Annotated in this window: 13 protein-coding genes; all 13 read right to left on the bottom strand. The window is 67.0% G+C overall.

What is annotated here, in order from left to right; all coding sequences use genetic code 11:
- A partial coding sequence (locus ROTAS13_RS27785) for a hypothetical protein (RefSeq protein ID WP_216348638.1) occupies positions 1–288 on the bottom strand: 288 nt, incomplete at its 3' end.
- Between the two features lie 42 nt (positions 289–330).
- The gene (locus tag ROTAS13_RS11775; RefSeq protein ID WP_075822436.1) at positions 331–774 is read right to left on the bottom strand and encodes an NUDIX hydrolase; all 444 of its coding nucleotides are present in this window, start codon (positions 772–774) and stop codon (positions 331–333) included.
- A gap of 627 nt (positions 775–1,401) precedes the next feature.
- Positions 1,402–2,847, bottom strand: coding sequence for a calcium-binding protein (locus ROTAS13_RS11785; RefSeq protein WP_075822437.1), 1,446 nt, complete (start codon positions 2,845–2,847; stop codon positions 1,402–1,404).
- A 530-nt stretch (positions 2,848–3,377) separates the two neighbouring features.
- A complete protein-coding gene (locus ROTAS13_RS11790; protein ID WP_075822438.1) occupies positions 3,378–4,265 on the bottom strand; it encodes a copper resistance D family protein in 888 nt (295 codons plus the stop codon).
- The gene (locus tag ROTAS13_RS11795; protein ID WP_075822439.1) at positions 4,262–4,642 is read right to left on the bottom strand and encodes a copper resistance CopC family protein; all 381 of its coding nucleotides are present in this window, start codon (positions 4,640–4,642) and stop codon (positions 4,262–4,264) included. The genes ROTAS13_RS11790 and ROTAS13_RS11795 overlap by 4 nt, the downstream gene beginning before the upstream one ends.
- Before the next feature lie 136 nt (positions 4,643–4,778).
- Positions 4,779–4,982, bottom strand: coding sequence for a heavy-metal-associated domain-containing protein (locus tag ROTAS13_RS11800; protein WP_075822440.1), 204 nt, complete (start codon positions 4,980–4,982; stop codon positions 4,779–4,781).
- 178 nt (positions 4,983–5,160) lie between these two features.
- Entirely contained in the window at positions 5,161–5,670 is a 510-nt protein-coding gene (locus ROTAS13_RS11805; RefSeq protein WP_075822441.1) for a DUF305 domain-containing protein, read from the bottom strand.
- A gap of 120 nt (positions 5,671–5,790) precedes the next feature.
- Positions 5,791–6,159: a DUF305 domain-containing protein gene (locus ROTAS13_RS11810; RefSeq protein WP_075822442.1), complete on the bottom strand. Its 369-nt coding sequence runs from the start codon at positions 6,157–6,159 to the stop codon at positions 5,791–5,793.
- 148 nt (positions 6,160–6,307) lie between these two features.
- Positions 6,308–7,600: a HAMP domain-containing sensor histidine kinase gene (locus ROTAS13_RS11815; protein ID WP_230453419.1), complete on the bottom strand. Its 1,293-nt coding sequence runs from the start codon at positions 7,598–7,600 to the stop codon at positions 6,308–6,310.
- Positions 7,601–7,662: 62 nt separating this feature from the next.
- The gene (locus ROTAS13_RS11820; protein WP_075822444.1) at positions 7,663–8,397 is read right to left on the bottom strand and encodes a response regulator; all 735 of its coding nucleotides are present in this window, start codon (positions 8,395–8,397) and stop codon (positions 7,663–7,665) included.
- A 117-nt stretch (positions 8,398–8,514) separates the two neighbouring features.
- On the bottom strand, positions 8,515–9,288 hold the full coding sequence (locus ROTAS13_RS11825) for a copper resistance protein B (RefSeq protein WP_075822445.1): 774 nt from the start codon (positions 9,286–9,288) through the stop codon (positions 8,515–8,517).
- Positions 9,289–9,308: 20 nt separating this feature from the next.
- The gene (locus tag ROTAS13_RS11830; protein WP_083755491.1) at positions 9,309–11,387 is read right to left on the bottom strand and encodes a copper resistance system multicopper oxidase; all 2,079 of its coding nucleotides are present in this window, start codon (positions 11,385–11,387) and stop codon (positions 9,309–9,311) included.
- On the bottom strand, positions 11,345–11,566 hold the full coding sequence (locus ROTAS13_RS28590) for a DUF411 domain-containing protein (protein WP_371329187.1): 222 nt from the start codon (positions 11,564–11,566) through the stop codon (positions 11,345–11,347). Before ROTAS13_RS28590 ends, ROTAS13_RS11830 begins: the two co-directional genes overlap by 43 nt.
- Between the last annotated feature and the right edge of the window lie 14 nt (positions 11,567–11,580).

Consider the following 11,580-nt stretch of genomic DNA (forward strand, 5'->3'; position numbering starts at 1 on the left):
GGACTCCCGGTCCTCCCCGACCGCCGCCGGGCCTGGCTCGCGGGCGGGGCCGCGGCCCTGGCCCTCGCCGCCTTCGGCGCGTGGCTCCTCTCCGGCCCGGAGCCGCCGGGGCCGCCGGTACGGCTCGTGCTGGTGCAGGCCGGCGTGGCGCAGGAGGAGAAGTGGCGCGAGGACCGGCGCGCGGCACATGTTCAGGGGAGGCCAGATCGGCGGCTTCGCGCCCAACCCGGCCATTCGCGTGGTCTTATCGCCTTCCGGGAAGCGGAAATCGCCCACTCCGAGCGACACATAGCCGCATGGGATGGAAGGCGGTCATAGACAGGGTGCATCTCATCCCTGAGATGGCAGCATTGCCAGGATGTTCTCCGGGAAAATCTTGTCGGTCGTTCGAGCGAGATCATCCCTCGACCACCATCGGTGGTCGGCCATCACCTTGACCTCTGCTTCGGTCCATCCTTCGCGTGACAAGGCGGAGCCATCATGCCGTATCAGGAAGAAGCGCTCTTCAGCCATCACCTCTTCGCCGCTTGGGAGGCGAAGGACAAACTCCCGTCGGCTAACATCGCGGTCAAGATCGACATTCCGGATGCCTGTTTCCTCGAACAGCTCGCGGATGGCGGCTTCTTCAAATGTCTCGTCATCTTCGAGGCCACCGCCAGGTGTGGCCCAGTAGCTCAACCCAGCAAGAGCATCTCCCTTGTGAACGAAGCGGAACAGGAGAACTGCACCATCAGGGTTCAGGATGAGTAAGCGGGAGGATGGGCGGCGACGCATTGTTCTACATTACCGCAGCTACGGCCGTTCGTCCTGCCGGGGAAATGTAGGTCCGCTCAGGGTCGAAAGCGGCCGAGGATCGCCCGCCCCTGGATGGCCGCTTCGCCATGTACTCCGCCCGGAAGCGGAATTGCCGCTTTCGGCCAGACCACGCCGTAGCAGACGAGCTCCAGCGGGCCGCTTCGATGTCCGCCCACGAGGGTGCAGTGGACGCTCGGGCGGGAGACATGACGACCCCGTCAGCCCTGACTAGCGGGAGGTGTGCCGGCCAGAGGATCATGCCCGCCGCCCGGACGCGCGTCGGGCACAGCCGGGGAGGGCGCGGCCCCGCCCCGTTCCGCGGCGCCCATCCGAAAACCCAGCCAGTTCGGGCCAACCTGCCCCTCTGGCCGGGAACCAACGCACGATAAGCCTAGTTTCGGCGACGTTCTGACCGACGCCGAGATCCGCACGGTGCTGGCGTTTATTAAGAGCACTTGGCCGGAACGGGAGCACGCTTTGCAGGGACGCCAGACTCGTCCTGGAGGAGAGAACTCCAGGTGATTGGGTGCGGAATCCGGCGGGCTTCCCTGGTGCCCCGGTCGCGGGCCCTGCGCCACGCACTGCGGCGCAGGGCCGCTAAGCGAACTAGGCCAACAGGTAGTCCTGCTGCACATCAGTGGTCGTGGTTCCGTCCCGGAAGAGGTACAACGAGCCCTCATCCGTAATGGCGGGATCGTTCACAAAAGCTCCGCTTGTACCTGCATCTGCATTGAACATGAAGTCGTCCTGAGCCATCTCGCTCTTCGTAAGGCCTTCGAGCAACAGAGACCCGGTTCCCTGATCCGTGGTCCAGCTGACCAGCACTCCACCAGTCGTGTCGGCCATCGTGACCTCATCGGGCGTGATGTCACGGAAGGCGATGTGGTCGAAAGCGCCGGGGCCTGCATCAAAGCCACCTGTGACCACGTCGTTGCCGCTGTCGGGAGACACGATGAAGGCGTCGGCACCGTCCCCGCCGTTCAGGACATCGTCGCCGCCCCCGCCCTCGAGCATGTCGTGACCGGCACCGGCGTACAGGGTGTCCTTCCCGTCCTCGCCCATGAGGTTGTCGGCCTGGTCACCTCCGAAGAGCTGATCGTCCCCGGCGCCGCCTACTAGGTGGTCCTGGCCCATGCCGCCGTCCAGAGTGTCGTTTCCGGCATCACCGGTGAGGTTGTCGTCCTCGGCTGCCCCTGACAGCCGGTCATCTCCCCCGAGACCGAAGTAGAAGTCGCGCGCGTCCGTGCCCGCAAGGGCCTCCGCCTGCGCAGCGCCGATCTGCACATTGAACTCGTCGAAGTGGATGGTGGTGGCGGGCGTCGTGCTGTCGGTGATGTCCGGCGCGGAAAGGTTGAAGCCCTCATCCTTCGCGAAGCTGACGGCGGATACGTGGTCCGCGTCGGCACTGGTGGGCTGGAGAAGATAGCGGTCATCCGCAAACATAAAATCGTCCTGGGCGAGATCCGCCTTCTCGATACCCGCCAGCAGCACCGAGCCCTCTCCATCCGCCCAGCTAATCTTCACACCAGCAGCCGTGTCCTGGAACGTCAGCTCCTCCGGCGTGATCTCGCGGAACGCGATGTGATCGAGGATGCCAGGCCCAGCCTGGAAGTCGACGACAATGTCGTGGCCGCTGGTAGGGTCGACGATGAACGCATCGCCGCCCAGCCCACCGGAGAGCACGTCGTTTCCAGCGCCGCCCTCGAGGTCGCCGTGGCCCACCCCTTCGCTGAGGTAGTCTCGCCCGTCCGCTCCCCGAAGCCCGTCGGCGGCGTCGCCACCAATCAGGAGGTCGTTGCCTTTGCCTCCATCTATATGATCCATACCCGCACCGCCGACGAGGACATCGCTTCCGCGACCGCCGAGCAGGTCATCGTTCTGAGCATTGCCGAGGAGGATGTCCGCGTTGGCTCGGCCAAACTGAACGTCCATGGCGTCTGACCCGGAGAAAAAGTCGAAGTGCGCCTGTCCAATGCGCAAGTCATAGTCACCGAACGCTCTCTGGAAATCGCGGCCACTGCTCAGCCCAAAGTGCTGCGGATTATGTGCCATAGCGTTTTCCTTGCACGATGAGGAATGTACCGGCCGGGCAGGGTAGGCAGTTCCAAGCCCCCGCAGTGACCGGCCAATGAGAACGGCTCAGTCGAACAGCGGATCACCGTGCAACAAAATGATGTAGTGTCTACCTGTGGACTGAGCGGACAGGGAACTGCGCGAACTTCGTTTAAGCCGCCGCCAGATTCACATAGGACAACGCTGTAAACCGCCAACGGCTGGCGCTGCCATGTACTGGAGTGGAACCCCGGGGCTGCACATGGAAATTGGCGTAAGCGATCACGTCGGCAGACCTACCAACCGACGCAAGCTCGGACGCGCCCTCCGGGTCTGAATTTGCTGCCACCAAACTCCGGTGCGGATACCCGCATGGCGCTGATGGCACGTCGCCCGGAAGAGCAATAGTAGCCGCTTTACCTTCCCCGACGCAGCGTGCTGCCAGTGAGTGGGGCCGGATTCCGCGGTGCCGCGCCTTCACCACGTCCAGGGCCTGGACCGGGAGGGAATAGGCGCGGCACCGCTGGAAGCTATCCCTCGCCCTGGGGGCTGGTGGACGTCATCTCGGCCACGGCCCAGAACACCAAGACCATGACCGCGATCTCCCACCCGATGGAGACAGCAAGACGCCTTCCCGCTCCGGGAGTGCCGGCCGCAAGGGCAGGCGTCAGCCGGAAGCGGTGCCATGCCGCGAAGCCGAGCAGGACGCCCACCAGCGCCAGCTTGGTCATCAAAGCCCAGCCATACGCCGTGGTTAGCAGGGTCTCGAGGCTGCCCACGAGAAGCCACGCCAGCAGCGCCCCGGCGAGAACCAGGCCACCCACGAGCCAAGTGGCGGCCCTAGCCCAGCCCTCGACCAGCCGTGCCGCCTCCGGACCGCCCCGCTTAGAGGCCAGAGCGAGCGGCCAGAGGCTGCCGGACCAGAAGGAGACCGCAACGAGGTGCGTCACCAGGGCTGCCGCGAGGAGCCACCGTGGCTGGTGCTGCGTCGTATGGCCGACGGCTGTGAAGCTGGCTGCAATCGTCAGGATACCTGCGGCGCCGACGACGAGGCTCGGCTGCCCCATCCAGGTAGCAACCGCCACCGCGAGCAAGCCCGTCCAGGCGATCAGGACGGAGATCCCCGGACGGGAGGTGACCATCATGTCCCAGACCTCAGCGTCGAACGGATCCCCGTCCGACGCCAAGGCAACCTGCGTTGCCAGCCAGAGTAGGCTGGACGCCAAGCCCAGTGCCACCATGGTCCGGGTCAGGCGACGGCACGAAGCGGCGTCCTGGGGCGTCTGTAGGCGGCTGAAGCCGATGGCAAAGACGCCCAGCCCAGCGGCCCCGAAGCAGGTGACGTAGAAGGCGATGCGCCACGCCGCCGAGAGCGCCCGGTAAAAGTCCGGCTCCGGCCCGAGCAGCTCCAAGATCACCGCGAAGATGTCACGGCAAAGCGCACTGCGCCGCTCATGACATGGCCGTCGCCGCCCATGGCCCGCCATTCGATCCGGTAGGCTCCCGGCGGGAGCGACGAGGGAACGGTCGCGGTCGCGTGGCTCGCCGCCTCCCGCCCGCCCTCACGGCGGATCTGCCGCTCCTTCCCGGCCTCGTCGAGCAGGCGCAGCGACGTCACGCGGCACTCCTCGGTGAACATCAGGTGCAGCGCGCGCGGAGACGAGTTGAGGGTTGCGCCGTCGCCTGGATCGGAGGAGTGCAGCATCGCATGCGCGGACGCAGCACCGGGAGCCATCAGGACGGCAAAGGCCGCAGCGAGCGCGCCGTTCCGAAGGAAGGCAAATCGTGAAAGCATGGTCTCTCCTGTAGAGGCGATTCCGCGACTGGGATGACGGCGGAAGCCTTGCAGGATGATTAGGCGGGACACCGCAGTGCGGCAGCGGCAATCGCGCACCAATTTATTTCCGCTGCAGGCCGACGCCCGCCTACAGTCAACCAGCCATTCCGGCGGCTTTCCAGCCTGCCGTGTACAGGGCGCTTCGAAGCGCCTCGCCGCCAAGGCGGCCGCCGTTGATGGAAATCGACTTGTCTTCGAGCCGGACCTCGACCTGTGCTGAAGGGTCGGCTTGCTTCACCACGGCAGTCACGCCCTTGGCGCAGCCTTCGCAGTGCATGTTCTCGACGATGAAGCGCATGGGTATTCCCCTTTCCACGACAGTCGCCGGGAGGTGGGGCTTCCCATTGTGGCAAGGTCAAGGGGAGAGACCTGCGCGCTTAGATTCCGGGCAAGCGTCCACGCTCCGGCTTCCGCTACGGGGCGGCCTAGGCAAGAGGGGGAGGGCGTCCGGAGGAGCGGAAGCGCCCGTTCCGACGTTACCGTCCTGTTATAGCCGCGCTTGCCACCCGCGGCTCCAGGTCCGGCGCCCCTGGAGCGGTCGGATTGCGTTCAAGGTCGGCGATCAGCTGCTTCATCTCCCCAATCTCGCGGACCTGCGCCTCGATGATCTGGTCTGCCAAGCGTCGCACGCGCGGGTCGCGGATATGGGCGCGCTCGCTAGTCATGATGGCGATGGAGTGGTGCGGGATCATGGCCTTCATGTAATCCACATCACCGACCGTCGCCTGACTGCGAACCAGGAAGAGTGACGCGGCGAACACGACCGCCCCACCTGCGACAATGGCCAGGTTCGCGCGCTTGCTGTGATACATCTTCAGCATGAACAGCATCATGATGACGGCCATCGCCCCGCCCATCATGAGGGCCATCCACGTCCGCGTCTGGCTGTAGAACACATGCTCAAATGCGTAGGTGTTCAGGTACATAAGCCCGAACATGACGACCGTGGACACCAGGATCATCGCGCCGAAGCGGAGGTAGCTCATCTCTATTTCCTTGGAGGTGCGACCGCGGCGTGCGCGGGCCGGTTAGCCCAGGCATGGCGTCCGGCCAGTCAGCGACAACCGCCCAGAGCCGCAGACCGTGGGCCGTGGGCCGCGAAAGTCCTAGCGGGCCGGGTGCCGTGACATCCAGGTCCTCAGTTCGGCGATGTCCTGCTGCTGCTTCTGGATCATCTCCTGAGCCTTACGCTTCATCTCGGGATCACGCCCGTGCTCGACTTCGACCCGTGCCATGTCGATGGCGGCCTGGTGATGCCGCGCCATCATGCTGGCGAAGTCATGGTCGGCGTTGCCGGTCATAGGCTGGGCCGCCATGTCGCGGTTCATGGCCTCCATGGCAGCATGGTACCCCGCCGAGGCCCCCTGGTGACCGGCTTGCTGGCCCGCGGCGCTCTGGGCCGACGCGGCGCCAGCCCATAGGAGCGCTGCCGCGGCCGCCGCAGTGGCCTGAATAGCGTGACCTCTTGTCAACATCGGGCTCGTCCTTCCTCGCTGTTTATGCGGCGCAGTTTAGCGATTCAGGGAGAACTTCCTGCCACGGGGTACCGCGACACGTGCCCCGGAACCGGCGCCGATCCGCCTGGCCCTAACGCCGTGCAGCGGCTGTCCGGCGGGCGCCGGATTACATCGTTTTATTACTTGGCTGGCCGTCGTCGGCGCCCTGCGGCCAGCGAGGAAGGGTCAGGGTGACCACGGTCCCACGCCCGAGCGCACTCTCGACGGCAAGATGCCCTCCGTGGGCTTCGACGATGGCCTGGGCGGTCGAGAGGCCCAGGCCGCTGCCGCCGCCCGCGGTACGGGCGCGGTCCCCCCGGAAGAACGGCTCAGTCACCCTGGGGAGGTCTTCGGGCGGTATGCCGGGTCCGCGGTCGCCCACCCGCACCAACACTGCGTCGGGGAGCGCTTCGACTTCGATCCATGGATCGCGCCCGTGCCGAACGGCGTTCGCGACCAGATTCGTCACTGCCCGCTTGATGGCGACCCGGCGCCCCGGGGCAACGGCGTCGTCAATGCGCCCTTCCTCGACCGGCGTCCCCGCATCGGCAAACTCGTCGGCCACGGTGCGGACGAGCGCCGCGATCGACAGCGGCAGGACGGCTTCACCGCCGTGCCCGCCTCGGAGGTAGGCGAGGACGTCGGAGACCATCGTCTCCATCTCGGCCAGATCGCGTCGTATCGGCTGCTGAACCTCCTCCGGCAGATCCTCGGCCCGGAGACGCAGCCGGGCGATCGGCGACATCAGGTCGTGAGAGAGCGCGCCGAGCGCCAGGGTCCGCTGGCGGAAAGCGTCACGGGTCCGCATGGACATGTCGGTCAGCGCCTCCGCGAGTTGGCGGACCTCGCGCGGGCCGGAAGCAGAGAGGGCTGGCGGCTCGCCCTCGGGGTCGAGGCGGGAAACGGCCTTCGCCAGCGCCGAGACCGGCGCCGAGACAGAACGGGCCGCGAAGCCGACAGCCAGGAGAAGGGCTAAGCCGACGGTAGCCGCGTAGGAGTGCAGCACGCCCTGATCGGCCGATAACACGGTGAAGGAGGCGAGCTCCACCTCCAGCCAGGAGCCGTCTTGTAGGCGGGCCACCGCTCCGATGCCGACGAGCCGGTCCGACGCGGCCTCGTAGCGTCCGGGGCGCACGCGCAACTCGGTCGCCACGCCGCTCAGGGCCGCTGTTCGGGCCGCGACGGTCGGCCACTCCTCGCGAGAGGGGTGCTCGGGGGTGGGGGCCGCGTCGCGGCGCCAGTGCACCTCCAGGTCCGCCCGCGACAGGGCATGGGCGATCCGGTCCCTGTCGCCCTCCGGTGCCGATGCTACAGCATCCAGGATCGTCGCCAGGCGCTGGGCTAGCAGCTCCTCGGTCCCCCGCTCCACGGCATGGCGGAGCAGCACGTCGTGAATGCCGACCATGGCGGCGAAGAGCACCGCGAAGCCAATTGTCAGGGTCGCCAGGGTCCGTGCTGCAAGGGACTGGGGGAGGAACCTTCTCACCCAGACCAATCCACGGGGCTCGACAGCAGGTATCCTACGCCACGGACCGTTTTGATGAGGCCCGGCTCCCCGTCCTCGTGGGGCCTGGATCCGAGCTTGGCCCGCAGCCGGCTGATCTGGACGTCCATCGAGCGGTCCAGCCCGCCGTAGGGGCGGTTCCGGGCGATGTCCAGGAGCTGGTCCCGCGTCAGGATACGCTGCGGCCGCTCCACGAACGCCAGGAGGAGGTCATATTCGCCGCTGGTCAGCTCGACCGCGACGCCGTCCGGCCTGAGAAGCTCGCGACGCCGGGTATCCAGGGACCACCCGGCGAAGTGCGCCACCTCACGGCCCTTACCGCCCGCGTTATCCTCAGGGCCCTCGGCCCTGCGGAGGACAGCCCGGATGCGGGCGACCAGCTCCCGGGGGTCGGCTGGCTTCACAACGAAGTCGTCCGCCCCCAGCTCCAGCCCGACAACGCGGTCCGATGCCTCGGCCAGGGCGGTCAGGATGATGACCGGGATCCGTCCCTCGGCACGGAGATCCCGGCAGAGCTCGAACCCCGACTTACCCGGCAGCATGATGTCGAGCAGCACGAGGTCCACCTGGGCCGATGCCAAGAGGCGTCGCATCTCGATGCCGTCGCGGGCGCCGCTGGCGCGGAACCCGCTGCGGCGCAGAAGGGTGAGCAGGAGCTTGCGCAGTTCCCCATCGTCCTCGACGACGAGAACGTGTCGCCCCTCTCCCGACATAGGTGGAAGGTTGGGGGCGGGCACTCCGCGGGAACCGTCGCTTCCAGGACGCTCGGTCAACGCGGCCCTCCGACGGAACCTTCGTCCTCGCAGCAAGCATTCATTCGACGGGCCCGTTCAGAAGAACAGACGAATGCCGGTGACGAATTCAATACCCTCGGCCTTCCCCCCCTCAGCGCGAGCGTACTTGGCGGCCTCGCCGAAGCGCCTTGTGTAGTTCACGCCGACATAGGGCGCGACCTCGCGGGTGAACTCGTACCTGAGGCGGAAACCCGCCTCTATGTCATTGAACCCGCTGTTAATGCCGAGTTCCGGCACGCGCTGGGCAGCGACGTTCACCTCCAGGTTCGGCTGCAGCACAAGCCGCTGGGTGACGTAGACGTCGTAAGAGAGCTCAAGCCGCGCCGAGAGGTCGCCCCTCTCGCTCACGAAGCCCTGGAGGTCCACCTCGAACAGGCCCGGGGCCAAGCCCTGAATGCCGATAACGCCGTAGGTGCGGTCCGGCCGCGGACGCGGGTCGTAGCGGACACCCGCCTGGAAGTCCCAGAAGTACCCGATGAGGCGGGAGTAGAGCAGCTGAATCTCGGCATTCTCGGCGCGGCGCCCGCGCTCAAGCTCGCCCTGCGTCTTGATCCAGACCTTGTCGTAGTCGGTGCCGTACCAAGCCTGACCGTCCCAGCGCGCAATATTCGGTGCGCCGTTGAGGCCGACGCCCCATTCGAGCTTCTCGAAAAGGACGGCGCCGAAGTAGACCTCGTGGGACGAGGCGCCGTGCGCGCCCGGATCGTGTACCGCGTTCTGGGAGGCGGCCTGCTGGGCCGACGCCCCGCCGGCCAGGGTGAAGCCGAGCAGGGTCGTGAGAAGGGCGGCCGCCTTGGTCGTAAGTCGCATCGGGTGTCGGTCCTTCGTGATCAGCCGTTAGACGCGACGCGCGGCTGACGTCGGATCTCGACCTTCCGCATCATCCCGGTCTCCATGTGGAAGAGCATGTGACAGTGGAAGGCCCAGCCGCCCTCGGCATCCGCCTCCACATCCACATCGAGTGTGCTGCCAGGCTTGACGCTGATGGTGTGCAGCAGCGGGTTCTGGGCGCCGTTGCCCACCTGCGGCTGCATCCAGACGCCGTGCAGGTGCATCGGGTGGCTCATCATGGTCTCGTTGATGAACCGCATCCGGACCCGCTCGCCGAGGTTCAGCACGATTGGTTGCGCCTCGCTGAAGCGGTTGCCGTTAATGGCCCAAAAGTAGCGATCCATGTTGCCGGTAAGGCGCACCTCAATGATGCGGTTGGGCTCGCGTACCGGGTAGGGATTCGAGAGCGCCCGGAGCATGCGGTATGTCAGGACACGGGTGCCCGGAGGCGCCCCGGTGTTCACCGCGAACGGGTCGGGCGGCGCCATCCCCCCGTGGCCCGCATGCGCGCTGGCCGCGGAAGTATCGACCTGACCCACTTGGCCGGTGCCCGGCGCGCCGTGGCCCATCGCCGAGTGGTCCGGCGCAGCTGGGGCGGCGCCACGCTGGTCGCGCCGCTGCGCGGGCTGCTGGCCCTGGCGCCCCTGCTGCCGCTGCGGCCGGGGCTGCTGACCTCCCTGCGGCCGCCCCATGCCCGGCATGCTCGAGTGGTCCATCCCTGGCGTGCTGGAGTGGTCCATGCCGAGCATGTTCGAATGGTCCATGCCCTGCATGGAGCCTTGGCTCGCCTGGGCCAACCGGAAAAGGCCCGCGCCCGGCACGGAACCTACCGGAAGGTCCGCGACGGCAAAGCGGAAGCCCGGATCCCGTGCCAGGGACGACGAGCGGCCCATGCCCGGCATGTTGGAGTGATCCATGCCCTGCATGCCGCCCTGGGCACTGCTGGAACCCATGCCGGACATCCCCGAGTGGTCCATGCCGCCCATGTCCATGGATTCCATGGGGGCGATCTGGCCGGGCCGGTCCGTCTCGGGACGCAGGGTGCCGCGGTCCAGGCCCTTGGGCCCGTAGTTGCCGCCCATATCGGCCATGGTCAGCAGCGGCCGCTCGCGGTGCGGGGGCAGCGGCATCATCGGTAAACCGTTCTGGGTGGCCAAGCTGGCGCTCGCGAAGCCTTGGCGGCCCATGGACTCCGCCAGGATTTGGAACTGGCGCCCGCCCGCGGGGCGCACGAGCACGTCGAAGGTCTCGGCTGGGGCGATGCGGAACTCGTCCACAGCCACCGGCTGCACGTTGTTGCCGTGCGCCTGGACAACGGTCATCTCCAGCCCGGGGATGCGCACGTCGAAGTGGCTCATGGCGCCGGAGTTGATGAAGCGCAGGCGAACCGTCTCGCCGGGACGGTAGACCGCAGTGAAGTTCTGCTCGGGCGTCCGGCCGTTGACCAGGAATGTGTAGCCCGTGACGTCTTCGATATCCGTCGGGTCCATCCGCATGTCGCCCCACATCAGCCGGTCGCGGATGATGGCCTCGCGCGCCTGTGCGTTCGGGGCGCGCGCGAGCTCGTTGGCGAGGCTCGCCGCGGTGCGCTTGTTGTAGTTGTAGTAGCCCGCGTCGCGCTTGAGGTTCTGGATGACGCGGTGCGGGTTCTCGTCTGTCCAGTCGGAGAGCTGGATGATGTAGTCCCGGTCGTAGCCGTAAGGGTCGGGGCGCACCGGATCGATGACCAGCGGACCGTAGAGGCCAGCCTGCTCCTGCGTCCCGGAATGGCTGTGGTACCAGTACGTGCCCGACTGCACGAGTGGGAAGCGGTACTGGTGCGTCTGTCCTGCCGCGATGCCCTGAAAGCCATCGCTGATGCCCGGCACGCCGTCTTGACTGCTCGGAAGGATCAGGCCGTGCCAGTGAATCGACGTCTCTTCGCGGAGCCGGTTGGCGACGTTGATGATTACCTCCTCGCCCTCGCGAAAGCGGAGGACGGGGGCCGGAACGGAGCGGTTGACCGCGATGGCCGGGCGGCTGCGGCCGGTGATGTTTAACGACACGTGCTCGATCGCGAGATTGAACTCGCGGGGCATCGCCCGCCCGACGGCTGGCTGAGCCAGGGCGGATCCCGGAAGAGCCGGAGCCGAGAGGGCGGCGATGCCAGCAGGCGGCGGACATCGGAGGCAGGGACGTGGCCTTCCACGACGTAGCCGCCGACCGTGGCCGTGTGGCAGGACTGGAGCTTGTCCGGCACGCCGTTGACCGCCTTCACCGCCTGCAGGTCCG

It is taken from the genome of Roseomonas sp. TAS13, from assembly GCF_001950415.1.
In the GTDB taxonomy this organism is placed as follows: domain Bacteria; phylum Pseudomonadota; class Alphaproteobacteria; order Acetobacterales; family Acetobacteraceae; genus Roseomonas; species Roseomonas mucosa.